The organism is Rhodococcus sp. GB-02 (assembly GCF_053470465.1).
Genome location: NZ_JBPUKE010000002.1, coordinates 677,635 through 701,709, shown reverse-complemented (window position 1 = coordinate 701,709; position 24,075 = coordinate 677,635). Strand labels below are relative to the sequence as shown.

Genomic DNA, 24,075 nt, shown 5'->3' with positions numbered 1-24,075 from the left:
AGAACAACTGTAGCGCACAGTTAAGTTGTGCACAACAAAGAAGTGTCAAATAGATCTGCGGATGGGCGGCAGTCTGTCTACGGCGTCGACAGAATCTCGGAGACACGCTCGAGGAAGGTGTGCACTGTGCGGGCCCCCGGTGCCGGAAACCTGGTGCGCACTGCCAACCCGTCGTGAGTGCGTGAGAACCAGAACTGAACGTCGTCTGCGCTCGACACGCGACTGAGTTGCTGCGGATTGATCGGCGCAGGCTGTGAGTCGCCGGGCCGTGATTCGCAGGACTGTGATTCACGGGGGCGAGATCCACCAGGCATGGTTCGGTAGTCGGCGTAGGACACCGAGAAGACGTCCCTGCGAGTGGGCGAAACCTCGGGCCCCAAGCTCCGCAACACTTGTCTCGACGACACGGATGACAGTGAAAGTGACTCGTGGAAAGCGAGATTGACTGCCCGAGCAGTGCTGTGAAGATTGTCCATGCTCGTCACGGTCATGGGCGCATTGGCCACCAGCCAACCGAAGGTGTGGTTGTGTCGCGGTTCCCTACGCGTGTGGACCGGGAACAGTAGGTGTGTGTCCCTCTTGCCGGTCAATTGTGTTGCGGCCAAACCGATCGACGCAAGTATCGCGCCGAACGACGAGTGCCGATGATCGGCGCAGTTCTGGTCGAACAGCTCTGCTTCGCCGGGGTCCAGGAGCATCCGGGTGTCTGTACCCTGGGGCGACATGGTCCCGGCGGGCAGTTCCAGATCTACGGGAAAATGGGGAGTGTCACCCCCGCATGATCGGAGGAAGGACCGCCAACCCGCAATGCGGTGGTCGCCGGGCTCTGGATCCGCGGTTGCCGATTCGCGGAAGCAGTAGTTGAGGAAACTCCCGGGCTCCGGCAGGAGATCCGACGCGGTCGGAACACGGTCCGCCCGCGTGTATTCGCGATACAGAGTGCTGATCTCGGTAATTGCGATGCTCATGGACCAGCCGTCGCAGATGGCATGGTCGAACCCGCAGATCACTGTTGACTGGTCCTCACGGGTGATGGCACCGAGAAAGTACGCGGGAAACGCAAAAGGATTGCACCATCGATCCAAGCGCTCGCCCAAGAGTTCTCGTACCTGTTCAGGTGTTCGTGCGTCAGCCACTGTTTCCTCACGCAGGCGCAGATCGGCGACGTCGGCGACGTCGACGAACAGTGCCGAGGATTCGCCCGGTTCTTCGGCCTGGGAGAACGAGCACGACAGGGCGTCGTGACGGGACGTCCATTCCTCGAAGCTGGCCTTGAGTGCGTCCGTGTCGATGGGGCCGGGAACGTCGAAAGTGGCAGCGAGCCAAGTCGTATCGCCGCGTCTGCCGGCAAGATGCAGCTGCTGATTGGAGGTCGGAGGAACCGGATACGTCGATCCGGTGGAGATTTTGCTCGGCGTCCACTGCAGGATGCGGCCCGGCCGTGCCTCGAACCTGTCGAGAAAGGTGATGTGCATCAGGCGGTCTCCACTTCCTGACGTGCATCCGCCTGATGAACGACGCGGTAGTCGCCGGTATCAGTGACCGTTCTCAGGACGTTGCGGAGGTGTCGAAGGTACCGATCCACCGATGTGTGCGCCTGCTCGGTGTCGGGAAAACTGACCATCACATACGTACGGTCTTTCTTCCTGTTGATCCACATCGACAGGTCACCCGTCGTTCCAGGTCCACCCAGTGCACGCGCTTCGAGTTCGTCGTGGTGCTCGGCACCTGGAATCAGGCGCATGTCGATGTACGACACCATCGGCGGGACCGACGTTCCGCCGATGTCGGATCCGGTCAACTTCGACACCTCGGCGATCACCGAATGGATGGACACGTCCGCGAGCCCCTTCACTGCGGCGCGAGCAGCGTGGGCAAGGGGGAGTGTATCGGTGAAGCTCGTGACACCACTCAGCGTGAACGAGACCGGGACGAGATTGATGAACCAGCCTTGAGAATAACGGTATCTCGGATCGGAGCGAGTGCCGACTGCGTTGAGCGCGAAGTAGTTCGCTCTGTTCGCGACCTCGATCTCGGTGAGGGCGAGGGCTGCGAATATCCCCGTGGAGAAGCCGACACCATTGGCCTTGCACAGCGCCGCGAATGCGGCCGACTCGTCGCTGTCGAGAACGTCGATATGTGTGCGCGTCGACCGGGTCTGCTCGCCCCGCGCGACGCCGAGGTGGAGGGGGAACGTCGGGAGTTGTCCGGCATTGGCCGCAAGAATCGAAATCCACTGCTGCACAGTTGCTGCGGACAGATCGAGATCCCCCGCGGCCGCCCGTTCTTCGCCGCTGTACTCGACATAACTTCCAGGAGAGGGAAGTTGATCGTCGATGCCGGCGCTTTCGGCGACGTACAGCGCACGAAGTTCTTCGACGCCGAGCATCAGCGACAAGCCGTCGGTGTGCGAGTGATCGACGCCGTAGTAGATGGTGAAGCCGGCGCCCGTTCCATGTTCGACGGCGCCACTGATGAACGAGGGCCACTGCAGTGGGCTGGTATCGCCGGCGAAACTTCGGCTCACATGCTCACGAACCGCATCTGTCGTGTTCAGGGGACCGACGCTGTGTGGTGTGAGCTCGATCGTCGACGCATCCACCACCCGACGGTCGATGACCCCACTACCACCAGGATCTTCGGATGGTCTGACCTCGAACCAACTGTGCAGTGTGTTGTGCCGCAGGACAAAAGCCTGCACTGCCCGCCGCAGTGCCTCCCGATCGAGATCACCGGGCAGAGTGAACGTGAATCCGATCCACGGTGACCAGTCGACGCCTTGTGCACGCTTGTGGTCGGCCGTACGAATGTGTCCCTCTTGTAGGAACGAGAGTGGTTGGTCGCTCCGCGGTGCCCGGGATGCCGCCGCCAGGGATTGCTCAGTAGGCCTGAACTCGGTGAGCGTCCCGGCTTTCGGTGCCCAGAGATCGATGGGTGTCATTTCCATGGGAGTTCTCCTCGATCGTTGCAGCGGTGTTGGTCGGAGGTGCGCATGTGTCGGTCAAGAAGGCAAAGTCCTCCATCTCACGGCGGAGCAGCCCGGCGAACTGATGAATGTGGCGGCTCGTGCGCGCGTTGCCCGGGTGGCGTATGGCCAGATTGAGCCCTTCCGGCGTCCGCGTCAGCCAGATGTAGACGTCGGTTCCCGAATGATCGCGACTACGAAGGCCTCTGGTCTGCCAACTCGTCCACTGCTCGGCACCGGGAACGTGACGAACGTCCATGTAGGAGAGCACGAACGGCAGGTGCTGCGGGCAGTCGATCAGCTCGCACACTTTCGAATACGGCAAGGCCGCTGCGGGTCGGACGCGTCGTACCTCCGCGCCGGCAACCTGGGCCAGATCGCTCACGGTAACGTCGGGGGCTATCGGAATCCTCACCGGCACAACACCGATGAACCATCCCAGGGACGCAGCCCATCGAAGTTCTGAACGGGTGTGTTGTGGCACGACGACGCGGAATTCGTCTGCGCCGGTGAGATCGCCGGTCACTTTGGCCGCGCACGCGAGTATCGCGGCCAGGAATCCTTGGTTGTTGCGCTTGCTCGCTTCTGCCAGGCGTTCGGCTCCCCGGGCGCTCAGAAGCCAGGCGGACAGGCTTTGCTGAGGAACTCGGCGTCCGGTGACCGGTTCGGGTAACGCCGGAAAGAACGGAGCCTCACCGTGCGTGTAGAACTCATGCCACGTCTGCACCGCAGGGTGGGAGCAGTCCGCATGTTCCACGAGATCTCGTTCGGTGGTGCCGAAGTCGATGTAGCTCCCGGTCTCCGTCGGTGAAGGAGGGCGTCCCTCGCTCAACGATCGGTAGATCGTCTGCAGTTCGTGCGCGGTCAGCGCCACCGAATATCCGTCCAGCAGAGCATGATCAGCGGCGAAAACCACGGTGAAATGACTGGGACTTTCAATCGTCGCGAATTGATATGCAGGCCAGACAAGTGGATCGGTTGACCGGTCGAGCAGTTGCTGCAGATGAGTGAAGACGGACATCGAGGACGCCAGGTGTCCGACTTCGGTGCCCAGAATCCGGACGTCTCCGGGCCCCGCGGTGCGTCGGACTATCGCTTCGCCCTCTGCGGCGACGTGTGTCCGGAGCACTTCGTGGCGATCGATCCAATGATCGAGTGCGGCCGCCCAGATCCGTCGGTCGAGTCGATCGCGGATGCGAAACGAGGTACCCAACCAGGACGGAGTGCATCCGTCGATCTGATGGTGCACCTGCTGTTTCACCTGTTCGGCATGTTTCAAGTGTGCTTCGTGAATGTAGCTGGCGGGACGCTGGTCGACGGGCCACTGCTCGGGCGGATTCACCGCGGCGGGAGTCCACTCGGTGACGGTCCCAGGCGGCAAGGGATAGTCGGCAAGTTCCGTGAATTCCATTGGCAAACCTGATCTCTCGAGATGGCGAAAGGTGGGGATCGTGAACGGGGGCGGATGTTTGTAACCGAGAGTGACAGATGATTAGTCAAGGCAAGTAGAACGCGACCCGAGGCTGCGCGCAACTGCTTCGGTCCGGTATGTGACGAGGAACATTCCGCTCGTTATTTCGGACAATTCGAATACTGGACATCCGGTTTACAGTCCTGGTCACCTGTCAGTTTATTGATCAATCACTTTGTGGTGAAACAAATTTCATCAACCTGCTGCAACAGCTGTGAGATCGCGACACATTCGAACATGCAAATAGTGGAATGTGTTTGTGTGTAGCAAGTTTCGTAGAGATTCGACTGTATCTCTTTCTATTGCAACCTGGTTCGTGTCGGTCCGGCGTGCGCGCTCGGTGCCGCGGATTGTTCACCGAGTATTGACATGCTCGGCATCTGCCGGTCGTATGCAGACGGTACCTGTAAGCGATGACTGATCCGATTGAATACGACCTGGTTGTGATCGGCTCCGGCCCGGGTGGGCAGAAGGCTGCCATCGCGGCCGCCAAGCTGGGTAAACGGGTGGCGATGGTCGAGAAAGGCAACATGCTCGGGGGAGTGTGCGTCAACACCGGCACCATTCCGTCGAAAACACTGCGCGAGGCGGTTCTCTACCTCACCGGGATGAACCAGCGCGAACTTTACGGCGCGAGTTACCGCGTCAAGGAGAACATCACTCCGGCCGACCTGCTGGCGCGAACCCAGCATGTCATCACCAAAGAGATCGAAGTCGTGCGATCTCAGCTCTTGCGCAACCGTGTCGAATTGTTGGTAGGGGTCGGCTCGTTCCTCGACGAGCACACCATCCTCGTCGAGGACGCCTCGCGCGGAGACAAGATGACGATCACTGCGAAATTCGTCGTGATCGCGACCGGGACGTTGCCTGCCCGTCCGTCTGGCGTGTCCTTCGACAGTCACCGGGTGCTCGACTCCGACGGAATCCTCGATCTGACTTCCATCCCGACCACCATGGTCGTGGTGGGTGCGGGAGTGATCGGTATCGAGTACGCGTCGATGTTCGCGGCGCTCGGCACCAAGGTCACCGTCGTCGAGAAGAGAACGTCGATGCTGGACTTCTGTGACCCCGAGGTCATCGAATCGCTACGGTTCCATCTGCGCGATCTGGCGGTCACCTTCCGATTCGGTGAGGAAGTGACAGCCGTCGACGTCGGAGCGAACGGAACGCTCACGACGCTGCGCAGCGGCAAGCAGATTCCCGCCGAGACCGTGATGTATTCGGCTGGACGTCAAGGTCTCACAGCGCCACTAGCGCTGGAGAACGCCGGCCTGGAGGCAGACGAACGCGGGCGTATCTACGTCGACGACAATTTTCGCACCAAGGTCGAACACATCTACGCCGTCGGTGACGTCATCGGATTCCCGGCATTGGCGGCGACGTCGATGGATCAGGGTCGACTCGCGGCCTACCATGCCTTCGACGAACCCGGCGCGAAGCTGATGGATCTGCAGCCGATCGGCATCTACTCGATTCCCGAGGTGTCGTACGTCGGCGCCACCGAAGTGGATCTGACCAAGGAGTCGGTGCCGTACGAGGTCGGAGTTTCCCGATACCGGGAACTCGCACGTGGGCAGATCGGCGGCGACACCTACGGAATGCTCAAGATCCTGGTGTCGACAGATGACCTGAAACTGCTCGGCGTTCATATCTTCGGTTCGGGTGCAACAGATCTCGTGCATATCGGTCAAGCGGTGATGGGGTGCGGCGGGACCGTCGAATACCTTGTCGACGCTGTCTTCAACTATCCGACGCTGTCCGAGGCGTACAAGGTGGCGGCGCTCGACGTCATGAACAAGATCAGGGCTCTCAAGCAGTTCCACTAGGGGTCGGGGTGTCCTCAGGTACCGGTCAGGGGTGGCCGGTGTACTTCTCGGGTAGCACTTGTTGGAATACCTGAGGGTGATGTCAGGACTGGGGAAATAGGGCAGGGTTTACCTCTATGACCATTGCCCTGGAACTTCGTGTGGACTTTCGATGCTGATCGGACTGATAGCCGCAATCGTGGCGTGTGTCGGATACGGTGTTGCGTCGGTGCTGCAGGCGTACGGTGCGCGTAAGTCGGCAGCTGCCGCCGAGGAGCGGGGCGAGTCCGGGCACGTGACGGCGTCGGGTGGCCCGACCTTGCGTTCGACGTTCGCGGCCGCGCTGACGGCGTCGTTCATACTGGGTACCGTGCTCGATGCGGTCGGATTCGCCGGTAGTGCGATCTCCGCGCGTCTCATTCCACTGTTCTTGTCGCAGACCGTGGTCAGCGCCAATCTCGTCATCACGGCAGTGCTGGGGACCGTGGTCCTCGGCATCCAGTTGCATCGCCGCGACTGGTTCGCGATCGCCGCTGTGATCGGATCGCTCCTGCTGCTCGGCTTGTCGTCGGGTCACGCGGGCGGCGGGAGTTCCAATGACGTCGTCCACTGGGGTGTCCTCGTGGTCTCGGTGTTGATCTTGTCGATCGGCATCGGTTTGATCCGATGGTTGGGTTCACGCGCAGCAGTTGTCGCCGGATTGATCTCGGGTGTGCTGTTCGGCTGTCTGGCCATTGCCGTACGCGTGGTCTACGGAATCGATCCGTTCGAAATCGGCACGATGCTCCGCGATCCGGCCGGGTGGGCAATCCTCGTCTCGGGCCTGGGCGGTTTCTATCTGCACACGGTCGCGCTGCAACTGGGGTCCGTCAACGGAGCGACGGCGGCCCTTGTCGTCGGCGAGACGGTTGTTCCGGGAATCGTCGGCGTCGTGGTACTTGGTGACGCGTCGCGACCGGGCCTGGAATGGCTTGCCATCGTCGGCTTCGTCGGAGCGATCGCCGGTGCCGTCGCCGTGGCCGTCTTCGGCGCCGCGACCCACGAGGAGAAACCGGTCGAAGAAGTGACCGTCTGATCCGTTAACGAAAGTGTCCTCGAGAACACGACCGCGAACACGACTTCAGACGTGTTAGAAAGGCAGTTCAAGCCGATCTCGGAGGGGCACTGATGCACGGGCCAGAAGCGAAGCACGAGGCCGAAGCGAAACACGAGGCCGAAGCCATCGCCGGCAACAAGGCGAATTGGGATGATCGCGCCGATGTGCATGTGCGCTCCGAAATGTACGACGTCGGAGGGTTTCTCGCTAACAGAGCGGCTATTTCCACAGTTGTGCAAAACGACTTGTCAATTCTGGCCCCGCATCTGCCGGAGTCAGGAATGCGGGGTCGCTCGCTCCTGCATTTGCAGTGCCACATCGGGATCGACACCATCTCCTGGGCGCGACTTGGTACGATCGACGTGCACGGGCTTGATCTGTCACCCAACTCCCTGCACCACGCAGCTCGTATCGCGAAGGCCGACAACCGCCGGATCGCCTGGGTGGAAGGTGATGCGCGATTCGCTTCGACTCTTGTCGGCAGGCGTTTCGACACGATCGTCACCAGCGCCGGGACCATCGTCTGGTTGCCGGAACTCGCTACTTGGGCTCGGTCGATCCACGACCTCCTCGAGCCGGGTGGGGTGTTTCTGATCCGCGACAATCATCCGATCCTCGGCGCAATGGCATTCGAACCGTGGACGATCACCGACGACTACCTCTCCGGAGGCGGCGTGCGTTCGTACGAAGACTCTGCGACCTACACCGGGAACTCCGACGGACAGATAGCGCACGCCACTAACCACGAATGGCGCCACGACCTAGGCGAGGTCATTGGTTCCTTGCTGGATGCGGGCCTTCATATCGAATCAGTTTCGGAACTTCCCTACATGGACTGGCCGGCCTTCCCGGAACTCATTGCGTGCGCCAACGGATGGACTCTGTCGGACCAGGCTCCGAGGATCCCCTTGAACTTCGCCATCGTCGCCAGACGAAATCAGTGAAGTGAGTAAGCAGGCCTGATTCCCATTGGGGGGACTTCGCTTACTTCCTGGAGTGGCGTCCGCGTTTGGTGCATGACAATCGAGCAGCCAACTCGCCCTGATCGGTCTCGGTGCGCTGTGGGTCTTGTGCGCCCGGAAATCGCGTGGATCGTAGTTCTTTCGAGCTAATACTTTTGGCGGATAGCGCTTTTCGCTCGAATTCTGCACGGCGTTGTTGCAACCGTTCGACGGCATCTGCGGTACCAGGTTCGCAGGAACCAGTGTCGCTGTTCGGTAGGTCCGGCTAACGGAAACCGCATTTTCGCAGATAGTTCCAGTACGCGACCGATGCCTCGCATTCGTCATGCGGTCACAAGGCAGCGGGATGTAGACCGGAGGAAATCAATGAGCAGCTTGGATATTCAACGTTGGTCGAACGACTTCACCGCCCTCACCAAGGTCGTATCGGAAGGCATCGAGCAGTTTGTTCTTCGGTTCATTTCCAGCTGAAGTGATCTGAGTTGCTCGGTGTGGATAGTTCTGGCCACTACCGCGGTTCGGGTACTGAATTGTGATGAAGCAGAGTTACTTACGGAGTTGCGGGGGCCTGGGCCGGGGCGAGCACGTAGGAGAACGCATACGTCACCAGGGCGACGACCGCCAGTACGATCAAGGACGTCGGGAATCCTCCGGCATCTCGCACCGGGTCACCCGTAGCGATGACAGCCGCTATGAACACTGTGGCCACCAGTAGCGTCACCGCCATTGTCGGATACGCAGCGAACCGATGCTTCCAGCGGCGGACTGTGCGCGCCGGCCATCTGTGGCCTGTGCTCAGCGCACTGTGACGGCGCCGGTGAGCGCAGCCAGACTCAGTTCCTTGTCGACCCAGCTCATGGATCAACTAGAACACAGGCACGATCCCGAGGCTGTGAAGTATTGCGATTCAAGGGCTGAAGAACCGGAGACGGCGGTGCAGACGCGCGATCGACGGGTCTCCGATCGTGCGTCTGCCGTCGGTACGAGCCTGGCTCGGTGTCATCCCGTAGAAGTCCTTGAACGCGCGTGCCAACTGGGACTTGGACGTGAAGCCGCAACGCTGCGCCAGCGCTTCGATCGTTTCGTTCGACATCTCGGCTCGGGTCAACTCGCGGTAGACGAGTTCGAGGCGCTTGCGCCGTATGACAAGAGCAATTCCGCCGTCGGACGCGAATGCACGGTAGAGCTGTGCCCGGGAAACCGACAAGGCCGCGCACATGGTCGTCGGCCCCAGCCAGGTCTCGGAGAGATGCTCGGCAATGTAGGCGTACGCACGATCGCGGAGAGAGTGATCGGGCCGCGGCAACAAGTCCGGCTCGGCGATGCCCAAGCTGACACGGAGAAGGGAAGCGACGACGTCCTCGTAACCCGCCGCAGCATCGGGGTCGAGATGCGGCAGCGCCAGTACGACCGATTGCATGCACTGAGCGAGAACGAAGGCAGGAACTCCGCGCAGTACCGTCCCGTGGAGGGAACGACCCTTGGACTCGGCCTCGACGAGAGAGCGCGGGGCGAGGAGCGTGATGGTGCGCCCTGTCACCTCGGCTTCGGCGTCGGCGGTCCAGGTACGCCCTAGGTCGAGGAACGTGACGTCCCCTGGGCGGGCGACAAAATCCACCCCCTCGGCATCACCACTCACCTGCCCGTCGAGGACGACCTGGATCATGTACTGATCGTCGAGTCCGCTCTCGGCGATGACAATTTTGTTTCGGGTGTACTTCTGCGCATTGAAGGTAGTTTCACCGATCAGCGAGGTCCCGATGGGCAGAGCGGATATCGAGCCTTCGAGCGGAGTGTCGGCACCCACTGGTTCGGTGACGAAGAACGGACGCGTCGCGCCGCGCCAGAAGTCGTCGGCGTCCTCCGGATCAACCGATCGAGTCGACACGCGGATGCGGGCGGAATTCATCGACACGCGGGCATGATATGTCAGATCTTGCAGGTCGCAGTCACTCTCCCGCAAATAATCGTCAATAGTGACCGAGCCCACATAATGAGACAATTCGGGCGTATTTGTGAGACGGCCAGTGCTCGCGTGTCGCGGCGATCCTGTCTATGTTGTTCGTTATGGGTGGACAGGTTGGGAGTTCGATGCTCGAACGAAATCTCGAGTTCGGCGGGGATCGACTGCTCGTTGGTCGGCCATTATGACGTCCACTTCGAATCGATCGCAGCTATCTCGAGCAAAGCGAAATCCTCGAGGAAGGGGGACGCTGCAAAGACGGCTTGCCGGGCGTGGAGCCACGGCGATTCGTCCTCGTCTGCTCGGATTGATGGAACGCTCGGCGGGATTGACCGTCATCGATTCGCCGCGTGGGTTCGGCAAGACGGAACTCGCCGCATTGTGGCTCACGACTCTCGGGCAGGTGCCGAGCAGACCGGTTGTCTGGGTGCCGGCGCCATCGCATCGGATGACCCCCCTCGAGTACTGGAACACCGCGCTCGCAGTGATTCAGGATTCGCTGGAATCACTCGAGGCCCCGCCACGAATGCGCAAGGATCCGGTGGGCGCGATCGAATCACTACTCGACTCGTCGTCCGCACCATTCGTGTTGGTGTTCAACCGCATCGACCTGGTTGAGGGTGACGAGGTGGGACGCCGAATCGTGGATCTGATCGTGCGGCTTCCCGGATTGAAAGTAATCGTCACGCTGCAGGATCGGTCTGCGACAGACTTGCTCGAAGACGTCCGCGTGGACGAGTACCTGTGCGCGAACGACCTCAGATACACGCTCGACGAGTCGACAGTTCTGTTCGCGGAGGCAGGGATCCACCTTCCCTCGGGCATCGTCCATTCGATCTGTGAACGCGTTGCCGGCGTTCCCGTGCTGATGAAGGTTGCTCTGAGTGCGGTTGCGGGGCTGAGTGAACCGAGCCGTGGACGCGAACGCGTTCAGCAGCGAGTGGACCAGGCGATCCACGCGTACGTCAGTCGGACCGCTCCTCGATCGGGCAAGTCGCTCGAGTTGTTCGACTTCGCGACTACGATCGCCGCTGCCCGCACGGTGACGCCAGAGATCGCTCGTGTCCTGTCCGGCGATCTTGACGTGGCGGGCAAACTGGACTTGCTCGAGTCTTTCGGTCTTATCTTCCGGAATGGTTTCGAGGGAGAACCGTCCTGGTACTTTGCGCCGTCAGTTCGACTGGCATTCATACAGATACGGACCGAACAAGGGGATGGATTCGAAGATCCCTTCCAGATTCTCGTCGATCACGCTCTCGGGACTTCGGATATAGCCGGTGCCGTTCACTACGCCTTGGACGGACGCAAGTGGACCAGGGTGCTCGACATACTCGAGCGTCACTGGGCCGATCTTCTGGTCGATCACACCGGATTGGTCCGGACTGCGTTGCAATCCATACCCGGCGACGTACTCAGTTCGAACCCTTCGATTCTGGTGGGCCGTGACCTGCTCGAATCACGTCTGCGGCCGCAGTTGATCAACGGCGATTCGTTACCGACGGAACCGGCGGAATTGCGTGCGATAGGTGGTAGTCCGCATGCACACAGCTTGTTGAACGTCGGAACGGTCCAATCGGTGGTGCTGAGAACATCCGGTAAGTACCAACGCTCCACCGAGATCACGCGCAAGTTGGCGCACGTCGTGTACGGACTCGGCGACGAGTCGTTGGGCGCGTTGGGGTCTCAACTGCCCGCCCTGCGGCTGATCTGGGGAGTCTCGCATCAACTGACCGGTGACCTCGGTGATGCCGCGGTGGAATTGCGACTCGCTTATCAAGGTGCGGTGCAACATGGTCCGGAGTTCGTCCTGCGTCACGCCTCAAGCAATGCCGCGCTCAACTCAGCGCTGATCGGGGACGTCGCGCACGCGACAGACTGGCTGCACCTAGAAAACACACACCCGGACGTTTCGGGATGGTTGGGACCGCCCTCGCACATGGGGGGAGCGATCGCGCGGGCACTGGTGGCGTGCGACAGCGTGGACCTGCACGCCGGCGCTGCCGCGATGGACGCACTCGCCGAGATCACACCGCCGGGCGACCTGTGGGCGTTCGCGGCCTACACTTACACCAGATTTGCACTGCTGCAATCGGACCCGTTCTCGGGGCTGATTTCCCTCCAGCGCGCAGTGGCAACGCACGGGCACGTGAATCCGTGTGAACGATCACTCGGTGACGCGCTTCTCACCGCGGCACGTATCGATCTTCTGTTGGCGTCCGGGGAGGGCACCAAGGCGCTGGAAGAATCAGTCGCTGCGCCACATACGTTTGCTGTTGTCACGGTCTCCGTAGCGCGGGCGCATCTCCTGACCGGGTCGCCGTCCCAGGCATTGGAATTGTGCCGCGAAATCGACTGGAGCGGGCAGTATCTCACTAGGTTTCGGCTCGAGTCCCTGCTGATCGAATGCGCCGCTCTGTGTGAACTGGGCAGGATCCCCGCTTCCGCGAGTCCGTGGGAGGAGGCTCGCGGACTGCTCGAAACCTCAGGTGTCCTGTCGGCGCTGGCGACGATACCGCGTGATCTGATCAGGCAACTCGAAGATCGGGCCGAGGGCTCGAGCAGCGCCGTCGCAACCTTTCTCGAATCCGAAGCGGCGCAGATGTATCCGGCGGCGATCGTTCGAGTTCAATTGACGAAGCGGGAGATGGACGTTCTCGTGGAACTGGGTCTCGGCATTCCGATCGGTGAGATAGCGCGAAAGTTGTTCGTATCCAACAACACATTGAAGAGTCATCTCCGTGCCCTGTATCGCAAACTCGGTGCGCATTCCCGGGAAGAGGCCGTCGCGGCAGCGCACCGACACAACCTGCTCGTCAGCGGGCAGGACTGACTACCGACTAGTGCAGGTTGCGCTCGGCGTAGACCTTCATCGCATCACGGACCAGCACAGCGGTGCCGTCGCCGTACCTGTCGTAGTTTGCAGTGAAGCGGGGATCGTCGACATACATCTGTCCGAGTCCGGTGAAAGCATCGGCGCTGGGAGTCCTTCCCTGCCAACCGATCTTTATCCACTCGAACTGTCTCTGGGTAATCGACTGGACGTCGTCGCTCTCCGCGGACAGGCCAGCTGACAGTGCGGTGCCGAATGCCTCAGCGATGTCAGCTTGAGTCTGCAAATGCGCTTTCCGGTCCTGCTCGGACATCGATCGCCACCAGTTGTCGCCGCTGGTGTAAGCGTCCTTGCCCCAACGCTCGATGACCTCGTCCTTGTATCGGGTGTGGTCGAACCCGTCGAAAACATCTTCCGGCATGAGTGATTCACCTTTCTTCGTCTTGTTCAAGGTCGTGTTGACAGATTCGATCTGTCTCGAGATTCGCGTGCGCTCTTGCTCGAGAAGTTCGAGATGGGTGCGCAGCGCGGCGGCCGTGTCGCGTTCGCCGGCGAGGACTTCGGCGATGGCCGGCAATCCGAGTCCAAGTTCTCGGAGCAACAGGATGCGTTGCAACCGCACCAGGGCGTTTTCGTTGTAGAAGCGGTAGCCGTTGGCGCCGATGCGACTCGGTTCCAGGAGTCCGAGATCGCCGTAGTGACGCAGTGTTCTGCTGGTGGTACCGGCGGATTTGGCGAGTTCTTGGATGGACCATTCGCTCACGTGGAGTTCCTACTCTCGGATCGGTTGTGCTCATTCAGCATGCAAGTTGACGTTGCGTCAATGTCAAGGATGTTCTCGGTTTGCATTGTCTGGAATGTTTTATGTCCGTTTCGCCGTATCGCCACGAACAGGTCTCCAACTGATTGATTCGATGACCTAGGTCACGTGATTTGGCTCACAAATTGTCAATTTGAATAGTTGAACGAGCCTCTGTTGACGCTTTCACATACCTCGACCACGATCATCTGAACAGATCGAGTTACGCGGTTGTTGAGAATGCACGGTAGTTGAAATGCACTGCAGACGGAACGGTGGTCCACGATGACTGAACTGGTGTCGGGCGTAGCCCAGGCCAAGCCCTATGACCTCGATGATCGGTACCGGTCGGGATCGGGACCGGTGTTGCTGACCGGTGTTCAGGCAATTGCACGCGGGTTCGTCGAGCAGCACGTTCGCGACATTCGAGCAGGTAAGCGTATTGCCACCTTCGTGTCCGGTTACCAGGGCAGCCCCCTTGGCGGCGTCGACAAGATGCTTCACGGGATGCCCAAGGTGCTCGCGGAGCACGACATCACCTTCATCCCCGGCTTCAATGAGGAACTTGCTGCCACCGCGGTGTGGGGAAGCCAGACGGACCTCCCTGCAGGAACCGCGACCCACGACGGCGTGACCGGTGTCTGGTACGGCAAGGGCCCAGGCGTCGACCGCGCTACAGACACCATTCGCCACGCCAACATGTACGGCGTGAACCCCAAGGGTGGCGTCGTCCTGCTGGTGGGCGACGACCCGGCGTCGAAGTCATCTACGGTTCCTGCCGTCAGTGAGCGTTCGCTTGCCGCGATGGGTGTGCCGGTTCTGTTCCCGCGCAATGCCGAAGAGATCATCACGATGGGTATGCACGCTGTTGCACTCTCGCGTGTGTCCGGTTGTGTCGTGGCGCTCAAGATCGTCGCCGACGTCGCCGACGGTGCCTGGACGATCGACGGCAGCATCGCGGACTTCGACATCGTGGTTCCGGAGGTGCAGTTCGAGGGCAAGCCCTTCGTCTACAAGCAGCGTCAGATGGCCGCGCCGCCGGACAGTGTCATCGCCGAGGCCGATCTGTACGGCCCGCGATGGGATCTCGTGCACGCGTACGGAACTGCCAACAATCTCGATGTGATCGAGGTCAACCCCTCCGGTGCGAAGATTGGTATCGCCGCCACCGGTACAACTTTCGACTCCGTCCGGCAGGCGCTGGCAGACCTCGGTGTCGACGACGCCGCGCTGCACCGCGCCGGGATCCGTCTCCTTCGCATCGGCATGTGTTATCCCGTTGTGGGTGAGAAGGTTCGCGAGTTCGCCGAAGGCCTCGAGCGGATCGTCGTGGTCGAGGACAAGACCGCGTTCATCGAGGCGCAGATCCGGGAAGTCCTGTACGGCACCGACGATGCCCCACGCATCATCGGCAAGCGTGACGGCCAGGGCCGTCTGCTCATGCCTGCCAGCGGTGAACTGACCGCAGGTCGGCTGCTCGGCCCGTTGCGCCGCGTACTCAAGCCACACGTCGAGCTCAAGCGCACCCTCCCGGCCCCGCTGTCGCTGAACGTGCTCTCCGCCAAGCGAACCGCGTACTTCTGCAGCGGGTGCCCCCACAACCGTTCCACTGCTATCCCCGAGGGTTCCATCGGCGGCGGCGGAATCGGTTGCCACACACTCGTCACCATGTCCGGCCGTGAGGACAGCGCTGTCACCGGTCTGACGCAGATGGGCGGCGAGGGCAGCCAGTGGATCGGGCAGGCACCGTTCACCGACGTGCCTCACCTGTTCCAGAACATCGGCGACGGCACCTTCTTCCACTCCGGTCAGTTGGCTGTCCAGGCGTGCATCGCTGCAGGCGTGAACATCACCTACAAGTTGCTCTACAACGAGGTAGTGGCGATGACCGGTGCACAGGACGCGGAAGGTGCCCTCTCCGTTGCTCAACTCAGCCACAAGCTGACCACCGAGGGCGTCAAGCAGATCATCATCTGCGCTGACGAGCCCTCGCGTCACAACAAGCGTGCACTGGCCAAGGGAACCAAGCTCTGGCACCGCGATCGCCTCGACGAGGCTCAGAAGGAGCTTCGCGAGATCAAGGGCGTCACTGTGCTGATCTACGACCAGCACTGTGCGGCCGACGCTCGTCGTCAGCGCAAGCGCGGCACGCTGCCCACTCGCAACACTCGCGTCGTCATCAACGAGGCAGTGTGCGAGGGGTGCGGTGACTGCGGCGTCAAGTCGAACTGCCTCTCGGTCCAGCCCGTGGACACCGAGTACGGCCGCAAGACGAAGATCGATCAGACGTCCTGCAACACCGACTACACCTGCATGGACGGAGATTGCCCGTCGTTCGTGACCGTCGAACTGGTACCGGGCAAGAAGGCTCCCAAGGCCGCACGTCCCGTCCCGCCGGTCGTCGCAGATCCTGATTTCGGCCCGCTCACCACCACGCAGAACGTTTTCCTGGCAGGTATCGGCGGAACCGGCATCGTGACCGTCAACCAGGTGCTCGCCACTGCGGCATTGCGCGCCGGCCTCGAGGTGGAGAGCCTTGACCAGATCGGACTGAGCCAGAAGGCCGGACCCGTTGTCTCGCACCTACGTTTCAGCTCCAGCGCGCTCGAGCCGTCCAACCGCCTCACCCCGGGCAGTGCGGATTGCATCGTCGCATTCGACCTGCTGACCGCGACGGACAACAAGAACCTCGACTACGGTAACGCCGAGAAGACGGTCTCCATCGCGTCGACGTCGCAGACGCCGACCGGAGACATGGTCTACGACAAGGCTGTTCGCTACCCCGAGGAGACGTCACTCCTCGCCCGTCTCGACAAGGTGTCGCGCACCCTGCGTTCGTTTGACGCCCTCGCCGCGGCGCAGGAACTGTTCGGTAACACCGCAGCCGCCAACTTCCTGCTGATCGGTGCGGCCTACCAGAGCGGCGGACTTCGTCTGCCGGCCGAGGCCATCGAAGAAGCGATCGGCATCAACGGCGTTGCCGTGGAAGCGAACATCGCAGCATTCCGTTGGGGTCGCGCAGCAATTGCCGACACCGCTGCATTCTCGGCCGTCACCACGCCGGCCAAGTCTGTCCGCGAACCCGTTGTCGCACCGGCTCACATGTTCGCCGGAACCACCTTCACCGGTGAAACCCTGCGACTGGTGGAACTGCGTGCGGCGCAGCTCATCGAGTTCCAGTCCGTCAAGATCGCCCAGCGTTACATCGATCAGGTTCAGGCAGTCTGGACCGCCGAGCGTGCCGCAACCGAGCGGACCGACTTCAGCGAAGCGGTTGCCCGCGGCCTGTTCAAGTTCACTGCGTACAAGGACGAGTACGAGGTTGCTCGCATGCTGGTCGATCCTGCCTTCATCGAAGACGTCAAGTCGCAGGTGCCGGCCGGGGAGAACCTGACCTACAAGCTCCACCCCCCGATCCTCCGAGTGATGGGCCGCAAGAAGAAGATCGGTCTCGGGCCCAAGTCGCATGTTGCACTGAAGGTTTTGGCCAAGGGCAAGAAGCTTCGCGGTACCAAACTCGATCCCTTCGGTTACATGCACGTTCGCAAGGTCGAGCGTGAACTGCTCGCCGAGTACGAGGCCATGATCGTTGATCTCTCTCGTACGCTCGCAACCGACGGATACGATCGCGCCGTCGAGATCGCGGCACTGCCGGACGTGGTTCGCGGCTACGAGGACATCAAGCTCGGCAACATCGAGCTGTACAAGACTCGCCTGCGCGAACTCGGTGTCGGTGAGTAGGAGCGCCGGCGAGTAGATCGAAGAAGACTGTGCCCCAGTGACCTTGTCACTGGGGCACAGTTGTATTCAGGCCTACTCGGACCCGGGCAGGTTCAGGAGGGCGGGAACTGGCCGTCGGCAACCACGGCGCTGCCGTTCCACGTGAAGTTCACTATGTTCGGTCCGCCTTGGGGGCAGCAGAATGCATCGTCGTCCAGCAGCCAACGGTATTGGACGGATACCGAATCCTTGTTGCTGTCGATGACGTGTGTGTACGAGTACGGCTCGCTGGTAGCGGTGCCCAGGTATGTTCCGTCGTGGAAGAACAGGACGTGTGACTGATACGTCGCATCGCCCACGCCGTCACCATCGACCGAAACCCAGAGCAGGTCAGGACAATTACCGATCTGCTCCTCGCTCGCGGATCTCGGTATCCAGCTGCCGCCGTTGACGTCGGTTCCCAAGGTACCGATTGCGTCGGTGACGACCGGGGAGTCGACGTCGAGACAGGGACCTGAAGCCGGGACTGCAGGCGTCGTTGACGAGCTTGTGCGGGTGTTCGATTGTGGCGGGGGAGAGCTCGTTACCGTCGTCTCGGGCTCGTTTGCCGTCGAGGTCGCCGACTCCGTTGAACTGGCTGCCGTGGAACTCGCCGCCGCTTCAGGTGTTCCTTCGGTCGACCCGCAACCGGCGACGATCAGGGCGGCGGTGGTTGCCAGGGCAGAGACAGTGACGGCGGCCGAAATCGGAGCTTTCCTGCGCATGCGTCCTCCAGAGAGTGTGGGTTCACGTGTTCAAGTCCCTCCTTCGTTCTGTCGCCGGGATATGCGTTTGCGTTATCGAACAACTGGTAACGATCGGCTATCGGGGTTCGCTGTTCGCGGCTCCGGTGTTCGCAACTTCGGATGCGTCGTATCGCACGGATCCGGCAACCACGGTCTTCGCGATCTCCGTGGTCAGGAGAGAATCGACCCCTTCGGTGAACGGATCTTGTTTCAGCACGACAAAATCGGCTGCTTTACCCCGAACCAGTTGGCCGGTCACATCTTCCCATCTGCACGAGTAGGCAGCGTCACGAGTTGCGTGAGCCAGCGCGTCCGCGAGGGGGAGGGCGTACTTCGGCAGATTGGGTGCAAGCGACGGATCGATTGCGGATCGGCGGGTGGTGGCGATGAACATGTTCGGCAGCGGCGGGTGAGGCGCCGTCGGAGCGTCCGAACCCAACGCCAGAACCGCTCCGGCCTCGGTGAATTCGGGCCAGGGGTACGCGCGATTCACCCGGTAGTCGCCGAGCATCTCCTGCCAGTTCTCTTGAATCGCAGGGTCAGCGTGAACTGGCTGCATCGAGGCGATGATGCCCAGGCGGGCAAGCCGTTCGACGTTGTCTCGTGTGATCGACTCCAAGTGTTCCATTCGGTGCCTGCGGGGAATGTCTCCGTTGGCGGCGATCGCGTACTCGAGTGCCGTCAAACCGATCTCCGACGCTTCGTCGCCGATCGCGTGCATGGCGATCTGCAGACCCGCGGCGTCAGCGGCTGTCACGACGGGGATCAAGGACTCGAGATCCCAGATTGGCTCGGCGTTGGTGCCGTCAGAGTACGGCTCTTTCATTGCGGCAGTGCAGCTGTCGATCACACCGTCGATGATGATCTTGATTCCGGCGATACGGAGCCACGGACCTTGGACGCGCTCGTGGAGTTCGATCACGTCGTGAACTTGTCGGACGTTGTCGGCTTCGTTGTCCTCGCGGGTCATCAGCCAGTGAGCCGCGACGCGCAGCGGCAGTGTTCCGTCTCCTGCGTCCAATGCTCTTTCCAGCGAGGCTAATTCGTCCGCGCCGAGCGCCATGTCGACCGTGCCGGTCACGCCGTCCTCGAGATAGTGGCGGAACGCGAGCGAGAGGGCGGCGTCCCGGTCTTCGTCGGATGCGAGCTCCGCCAGTTTCGGCCAGACGTAGAGCATCATGGCCGTCTCGTACAGCATTCCGGTGGCTTCTCCGGTGTCCGGGTCCCGGCCGATACGACCGCCGATCGGGTCGGGCGTGTCCGCGTCGATGCCGAGTTCTCGCAGTGCTGCAGTGTTCACCCAGACCGAATGTACGTCGTTGGCGTCGAGGTACACCGGGCGATCGGGCACGACGGCGTCGATCATTTCTCGCGTCGGGTGCCCTCCGTCCAGCGCGGAGAACAACCAACTGCGACCCAGCAGGCGTGGTGCGTCCGGGTTCGATTCCGCGAATTGCCGGATGCTGGACTGAATGTCGGCAAGATCGGTGGCATCGAGGAGATCGAGTTTCTGCAGCGCAAATCCCATCATGACTAAATGCGTATGGGCGTCGACAAAACCGGGGAGCACGAGGGCACCTTCGAGGTCGATCACCTCGGCGTCGGGAGCCAGGATATCGGCATAGACGGTTTCGCCCACGAATCTGAGCTGTTGGCCCTCGACGACTATCGATTCGGCCCACCCGTCCTCGGCAGCGGTGAAGATCTTTCCGTTGCGGTAGTGAGTGATGTTGTCATTCATGACTTCTACGTGATCCTTACGCGATGACGGTAGTAGTGATGGCGGCGCTGTGGTGACGATACGCACCCTCGGTACGCACGGAGAGCCGGGAAACCAAGGCGAACGGGACCAACAAGACGAAGCTGATCCCCGAGATGATGACTCCGAAGGTCGGATACCCGAGGCTCGCAGTCACCGAAGTGCCGAACAACGGCGCAAACGCGGAGCCGATGAGGTAGGTACCCAGCAGTGGGGCGGACCATCGGCCGGCCGCGTCGAGCGCGGCCGAGATGGCAACCAAGACGATGAACGTGGCCGCGTAGATCGTGTTCCACGCGATGACCAGTGCGAGGTAGATCGTGGGATCGGTGGTGAGGCTGGCAGACAGCTTCAGGATTGCCCCGAGTATCAGTAGCACGGAGATCGATACTGTCCGACTGACCCGAGAACCCAACGCGGTCAAGGTAACAGCCGCGAGCACACCACCCGCCGTTGATGCGCTCAGTGCGAGACTCATTTGTTGATCCGAGAGCCCGGCGTGCTCGGAACCCATGATGCCGAGTACTGCCCACAGTGAGTCCTCACTGATCGCCCAGACGGCGAGCATCGCGAGGAAGGCAGTCCCGGCAAAAGTGAGTCGTTTCGCGCTTACCCCGGCGGGGAGAGTTGTGGTCGCATTGGCGGACTTCGCCGTCTCCGGCGACTCTTTCACCGGGGACGACGGCAACCAGGTGACCGTTGCTGCGGTAGCCAGTGCCAGGACTGCGACGATGCCGAAGGCGTTGGTCATATGTGTGCCGAGGATGGGAATGAGAGCGAGGACCGCTGTGACGACGAGACGGTTCACGAGCCCGCTGATGCTCGATGCCCGGTCTGGGTTCGTGAGCGCGGCCAGTGCCGCGCCACCGACGGATGCGGCTCCACCAGCGCCGACACCGCCGATGATGATCGCGGCACACGCGATTGCCGTCGACGGTGCGATGGCCGCGACGCCGAATGCGGCCGCCATCGCGATCAGACTGATGCGGCCGAGGAGATGGCGATGCGGACCCGATGCGATCCGCGTGCTGGCGAGGCAGGTGACCGCGCAGACCAGCAGCGATGCGGTCAGAACTGCACCGGCGGCAGATTCGGTGACACCGAGGTCCTCGACCATTGCCACGATCATCAGGGGGATGAGGTTCGCGGTGATGAACCCCATGACGCCGATACTGAAGACGGCAACACCACGGTTGGTGGTGAGTGGAACCCGGTCTGACTTCGTATTCGCAGAAGCGTTGTTTGGCACTAGGGCAACCCCAAGTCCTGAAGGGGGTGGCGGAACCGACCCCTGATGGCGTGATGCGAGTCACTTAATGAATGCGATTCGTTAAGTATGGGGACGACCGAGGGCTCGGTCAAGAGGTATAACGAATTTGATTCGTTAATAGTATGTTTCGGGATCCTGACTCCCGCGCAGTGGCGTCGCCGGTCTGTTTCTTGTTGTGAGGCTTATGCTTCCGCAATGGCTGAGATCGCGGAACGAACCCGCTACTTCGAGCGCTACGTCACTTTCATCGACGCGATAGTTGCCATCGCGATCACGCTGCTCGTCCTGCCGTTGGTCGAGTTGACCAGCGACCACCACGGAACCACGTCGGAACTGCTGCGCGAACACTCTGCACAGTTCTACTCCTTCGCCCTGAGCTTTCTCGTGATCTTCCGCCTGTGGTGGTCGCAGCATCGACTCCTTCGCTTTGTGGTCGACGCAGACAAGGTGGTTGTGCGCGGACTGGGGTTGTGGGTACTGACCATCGTGTTCCTGCCCTTCCCGACGGCGCTGGTTGCAGCGCCGTCCCCGGACCTGGGAACCAGGGCCCTCTACATCGGGACGATGGCTGCCAGCGCCGCGTGCCTGGCGGTGGTCGCGTGGGGACTGGTTCGCAACCCGTCGTTGAGCGAAGAGAGTGCAAAGCCGCATTTCACGGCCGAGATCGTCACCTTCCTGATAATGGTGGTGGCACTGCTCGTCAGCGTGCTTGTCCCGGCGACGTCGTACTTCCCGTTGCTGCTTCTCCTGCTGTCGACCCCGATCGAGAAGCTGTGGGATCGAGTGGCGGCGAAGGTGAAATGAGCTAGTCGGCACACGCGGTCATCGCGGATTTCTTCGCCTTGTTTCCGCAGATGTTCATCGAGCACCAGCGTCGGTTGCTGCCGCGGCTGGTATCGACGTAGAGGCCGGTGCACCCGTCGCCTTGGCATGCTTTGACGCGGTCGCGGTCGGGGCCGCCCAGTACCGCGATCGCGTCGGCTGCCACGATCGACAGGGCGTCATGGATCGGACTGCCTCCGGTCGATTTCCAGAGAGCTCGGCCGTCGTGAAGGACGAGGTCGGCAATTACCTCATCCTCTCTGCGATTCAATCCTTGGGTGAGGCAATCACATTGGGGGAGAGGTCAGGTGTGGACGGAAGCCGACTCGTAGAACTGCTGACCTCGACGATCTTCCCGGGGCCGGTCTACTCCAGTTACGGAAACCTCGTCGCGACGCGTCAGTACGAGCCTGCAGGATTCACCACCGCTCTGGGCCTCAAGGATTTGAGGCTTGCGCTCGACGCCGCCGACAGCGTCGATCTGGATTTGCCGTTCGGTGGCGTACTTCGAGGCGTGCTCGCTCAGGCTCTGGCGAACGGTCAGGGCGAGATGGACTGGGCGTCGATTGCAGAACTGGTCCGTTCCGGCGAGCCGGGCAAAGGCAGCTCCGAAACCCCGACGCGGTGAGCTCGACTTCGGACAGGACGGCGACTTCGACACCGGAGGAGGCCGATTCCTCTCGGGCGCTGCCGCTGGCCGGGTTGTCGGCGCTCGCGATGGCGGGTTTCATCGCGATCACCACTGAGGCCATGCCGGCCGGACTACTGGTGCAGATCGGATCGGGGCTGTCCGTATCTGTCTCCGGCGCAGGGCAATTGGTCACCGCATACGCATTGGGTTCCGTCGTCGGGGCGGTACCGTTGATCGCTCTGACTCGTGGATTTCAGCGGCGCGCAGTCCTGGTGTCGGCGATTCTGGGGTTCGGTGTCTTCAATCTGGTGACAGCGCTGTCGTCGAATCTTGTTCTCACCTTGGGTGTTCGGTTTCTGGCCGGCATGGCAGCAGGTGTGGTGTGGGGGTTGCTTGCCGGGTACGCACGCAGGATGTCACCCCCTCACCTGCAGGGGCGGGCCGTTGCGGTTGCCTCCGTCGGACAGCCGATCGTGCTGGCAATCGGCGTTCCGATGGGTGCGTGGCTCGGGACCCTGGCCGATTGGCGCGTCGTCTTCGCCGTGATGTCGGTTGCTGCGCTACTTCTGGTCGTATGGATACTCACGGTGATGCCGGACTTTCCCGGGCAACAAGCGGATCGGCAGCTGTCGGTGCGGAAAGTCCTGGTCCTGCCGGGCGTACGACCGATTCTGTTTGTCGCGTTCTTGTGGATCTTCGCGCACAACATCGTGTACTCGTATCTGGCGGCGTTTCTGGATCGCATCGGTTTCGGCGATCGGTTGGGAATCGTTTTGTTCGCGTTCGGACTTTTCGCCTTCGTGGGCATCGGTGTGGTCGGGGTGTTTGTCGACCGGGCCCTTCGAAGTCTCACCGTGCTGAGCTTGGTGGTCTTTGCCGCAGCTTTGACGGCGTTGGGCGTCGGCGGTGACAGCTTCGTAGTGATCGCACTCAGCGTTGCGGTATGGGGCGTGGCATTCGGAGGCGCTCCCACTCTCCTTCAGACTGCGCTCGCCGACACGACGGGCGACGCTGTGGACACTGCGCAATCGGTTTTCGTGACGATCTTCAATTCGGCGATCGCAGCGGGCGGCGTTGTGGGTGGACTGGTCCTGGCGAACAGGGATGCGGGAGCGTTGCCGTTGGTGGCGTTGGTGCTGATCGTAATCGGTGTTCTTGTGGCCAGTATCCGACAAATCGGACATAGCTTGTGATTCA

General features: G+C 61.4%; 17 protein-coding genes and 1 pseudogene. 8 read left to right on the top strand and 10 right to left on the bottom strand.

Annotated features, from left to right (window positions below; translation table 11 throughout):
* Positions 1-77: 77 nt before the first annotated feature.
* From ACSW29_RS16385 to ACSW29_RS16375, 3 genes are read right to left on the bottom strand one after another with little or no spacing between them, the layout of a single operon-like run.
* Positions 78-1,475: a condensation domain-containing protein gene (locus ACSW29_RS16385; protein ID WP_448277730.1), complete on the bottom strand. Its 1,398-nt coding sequence runs from the start codon at positions 1,473-1,475 to the stop codon at positions 78-80.
* A complete protein-coding gene (locus ACSW29_RS16380) occupies positions 1,475-2,947 on the bottom strand; it encodes a condensation domain-containing protein (protein WP_448277729.1) in 1,473 nt (490 codons plus the stop codon). Before ACSW29_RS16380 ends, ACSW29_RS16385 begins: the two co-directional genes overlap by 1 nt.
* A complete protein-coding gene (locus tag ACSW29_RS16375; RefSeq protein WP_448277728.1) occupies positions 2,880-4,376 on the bottom strand; it encodes a condensation domain-containing protein in 1,497 nt (498 codons plus the stop codon). Before ACSW29_RS16375 ends, ACSW29_RS16380 begins: the two co-directional genes overlap by 68 nt.
* Before the next feature lie 473 nt (positions 4,377-4,849).
* Here ACSW29_RS16375 and sthA point away from each other — a divergent pair, with 473 nt between their 5' ends.
* The 3 genes from sthA to ACSW29_RS16360 all read left to right on the top strand — a co-directional run bounded on the left by sthA (position 4,850) and on the right by ACSW29_RS16360 (position 8,281).
* Entirely contained in the window at positions 4,850-6,262 is a 1,413-nt protein-coding gene (gene sthA / locus ACSW29_RS16370; RefSeq protein WP_448277727.1) for a Si-specific NAD(P)(+) transhydrogenase, read from the top strand.
* A 151-nt stretch (positions 6,263-6,413) separates the two neighbouring features.
* On the top strand, positions 6,414-7,316 hold the full coding sequence (locus ACSW29_RS16365; protein ID WP_448277726.1) for a hypothetical protein: 903 nt from the start codon (positions 6,414-6,416) through the stop codon (positions 7,314-7,316).
* A gap of 92 nt (positions 7,317-7,408) precedes the next feature.
* Positions 7,409-8,281 (top strand): class I SAM-dependent methyltransferase, encoded by an 873-nt coding sequence (locus ACSW29_RS16360; protein WP_448277725.1) that lies wholly within the window; start codon positions 7,409-7,411, stop codon positions 8,279-8,281.
* A 568-nt stretch (positions 8,282-8,849) separates the two neighbouring features.
* Here ACSW29_RS16360 and ACSW29_RS16355 read toward each other — a convergent pair.
* Together ACSW29_RS16355 and ACSW29_RS16350 are read right to left on the bottom strand one after the other, a co-directional pair.
* On the bottom strand, positions 8,850-9,008 hold the full coding sequence (locus ACSW29_RS16355) for a hypothetical protein (RefSeq protein ID WP_448277724.1): 159 nt from the start codon (positions 9,006-9,008) through the stop codon (positions 8,850-8,852).
* 198 nt (positions 9,009-9,206) lie between these two features.
* Positions 9,207-10,208 (bottom strand): AraC family transcriptional regulator, encoded by a 1,002-nt coding sequence (locus tag ACSW29_RS16350; protein WP_317828790.1) that lies wholly within the window; start codon positions 10,206-10,208, stop codon positions 9,207-9,209.
* Positions 10,209-10,572: 364 nt separating this feature from the next.
* Here ACSW29_RS16350 and ACSW29_RS16345 point away from each other — a divergent pair, with 364 nt between their 5' ends.
* On the top strand, positions 10,573-13,092 hold the full coding sequence (locus ACSW29_RS16345; protein ID WP_347874554.1) for a helix-turn-helix transcriptional regulator: 2,520 nt from the start codon (positions 10,573-10,575) through the stop codon (positions 13,090-13,092).
* 7 nt (positions 13,093-13,099) lie between these two features.
* Here the strand turns inward: ACSW29_RS16345 and ACSW29_RS16340 are convergent, their stop codons facing one another.
* Positions 13,100-13,855 (bottom strand): MerR family transcriptional regulator, encoded by a 756-nt coding sequence (locus ACSW29_RS16340; protein ID WP_347874553.1) that lies wholly within the window; start codon positions 13,853-13,855, stop codon positions 13,100-13,102.
* A gap of 321 nt (positions 13,856-14,176) precedes the next feature.
* On the opposite strand from ACSW29_RS16340, the gene ACSW29_RS16335 reads away from it, so the two are divergent.
* Entirely contained in the window at positions 14,177-17,632 is a 3,456-nt protein-coding gene (locus ACSW29_RS16335) for an indolepyruvate ferredoxin oxidoreductase family protein (RefSeq protein WP_448277723.1), read from the top strand.
* A 92-nt stretch (positions 17,633-17,724) separates the two neighbouring features.
* Here the strand turns inward: ACSW29_RS16335 and ACSW29_RS16330 are convergent, their stop codons facing one another.
* From ACSW29_RS16330 to ACSW29_RS16320, 3 genes are all read right to left on the bottom strand, one after another.
* Positions 17,725-18,375: an LppP/LprE family lipoprotein gene (locus ACSW29_RS16330; protein WP_448277722.1), complete on the bottom strand. Its 651-nt coding sequence runs from the start codon at positions 18,373-18,375 to the stop codon at positions 17,725-17,727.
* A 97-nt stretch (positions 18,376-18,472) separates the two neighbouring features.
* Complete coding sequence (locus ACSW29_RS16325) at positions 18,473-20,137, bottom strand: amidohydrolase (protein WP_448277721.1); 1,665 nt, start codon at positions 20,135-20,137, stop codon at positions 18,473-18,475.
* A 16-nt stretch (positions 20,138-20,153) separates the two neighbouring features.
* Positions 20,154-21,404, bottom strand: a complete 1,251-nt coding sequence (locus tag ACSW29_RS16320) for an MFS transporter (RefSeq protein ID WP_448277720.1) — start codon at positions 21,402-21,404, stop codon at positions 20,154-20,156.
* A gap of 216 nt (positions 21,405-21,620) precedes the next feature.
* Between ACSW29_RS16320 and ACSW29_RS16315 the strand changes: the two genes are divergently transcribed.
* A complete protein-coding gene (locus tag ACSW29_RS16315; protein WP_448277719.1) occupies positions 21,621-22,229 on the top strand; it encodes a TMEM175 family protein in 609 nt (202 codons plus the stop codon).
* Between the two features lies 1 nt (position 22,230).
* On the opposite strand, the pseudogene ACSW29_RS16310 reads toward ACSW29_RS16315, so the two are convergent.
* A pseudogene (locus ACSW29_RS16310) lies at positions 22,231-22,482 on the bottom strand (CGNR zinc finger domain-containing protein); the annotation flags it as partial.
* Between ACSW29_RS16310 and ACSW29_RS16305 the strand changes: the two are divergent.
* Both ACSW29_RS16305 and ACSW29_RS16300 read left to right on the top strand, forming a co-directional pair.
* Positions 22,429-22,875 (top strand): NAD-binding protein, encoded by a 447-nt coding sequence (locus tag ACSW29_RS16305; protein WP_448277718.1) that lies wholly within the window; start codon positions 22,429-22,431, stop codon positions 22,873-22,875. The pseudogene ACSW29_RS16310 and the gene ACSW29_RS16305 overlap by 54 nt on opposite strands.
* The gene (locus ACSW29_RS16300; protein ID WP_448277717.1) at positions 22,872-24,071 is read left to right on the top strand and encodes an MFS transporter; all 1,200 of its coding nucleotides are present in this window, start codon (positions 22,872-22,874) and stop codon (positions 24,069-24,071) included. Before ACSW29_RS16305 ends, ACSW29_RS16300 begins: the two co-directional genes overlap by 4 nt.
* Positions 24,072-24,075 lie beyond the last annotated feature (4 nt).

Excerpts from the sequence above, each read along its gene's own strand:
- ACSW29_RS16385 (WP_448277730.1), bottom strand. The coding sequence starts at position 1,475 with ATGCACATCACCTTTCTCGACAGGTTCGAGGCACGGCCGGGCCGCATC.
- ACSW29_RS16380 (WP_448277729.1), bottom strand. The coding sequence starts at position 2,947 with ATGGAAATGACACCCATCGATCTCTGGGCACCGAAAGCCGGGACGCTC.
- ACSW29_RS16375 (WP_448277728.1), bottom strand. The coding sequence starts at position 4,376 with ATGGAATTCACGGAACTTGCCGACTATCCCTTGCCGCCTGGGACCGTC.
- sthA (WP_448277727.1), top strand. The coding sequence starts at position 4,850 with ATGACTGATCCGATTGAATACGACCTGGTTGTGATCGGCTCCGGCCCG.
- ACSW29_RS16365 (WP_448277726.1), top strand. The coding sequence starts at position 6,414 with ATGCTGATCGGACTGATAGCCGCAATCGTGGCGTGTGTCGGATACGGT.
- ACSW29_RS16360 (WP_448277725.1), top strand. The coding sequence starts at position 7,409 with ATGCACGGGCCAGAAGCGAAGCACGAGGCCGAAGCGAAACACGAGGCC.
- ACSW29_RS16350 (WP_317828790.1), bottom strand. The coding sequence starts at position 10,208 with ATGAATTCCGCCCGCATCCGCGTGTCGACTCGATCGGTTGATCCGGAG.
- ACSW29_RS16345 (WP_347874554.1), top strand. The coding sequence starts at position 10,573 with ATGGAACGCTCGGCGGGATTGACCGTCATCGATTCGCCGCGTGGGTTC.
- ACSW29_RS16335 (WP_448277723.1), top strand. The coding sequence starts at position 14,177 with ATGACTGAACTGGTGTCGGGCGTAGCCCAGGCCAAGCCCTATGACCTC.
- ACSW29_RS16330 (WP_448277722.1), bottom strand. The coding sequence starts at position 18,375 with ATGCGCAGGAAAGCTCCGATTTCGGCCGCCGTCACTGTCTCTGCCCTG.
- ACSW29_RS16325 (WP_448277721.1), bottom strand. The coding sequence starts at position 20,137 with ATGAATGACAACATCACTCACTACCGCAACGGAAAGATCTTCACCGCT.
- ACSW29_RS16315 (WP_448277719.1), top strand. The coding sequence starts at position 21,621 with ATGGCTGAGATCGCGGAACGAACCCGCTACTTCGAGCGCTACGTCACT.
- ACSW29_RS16305 (WP_448277718.1), top strand. The coding sequence starts at position 22,429 with ATGGATCGGACTGCCTCCGGTCGATTTCCAGAGAGCTCGGCCGTCGTG.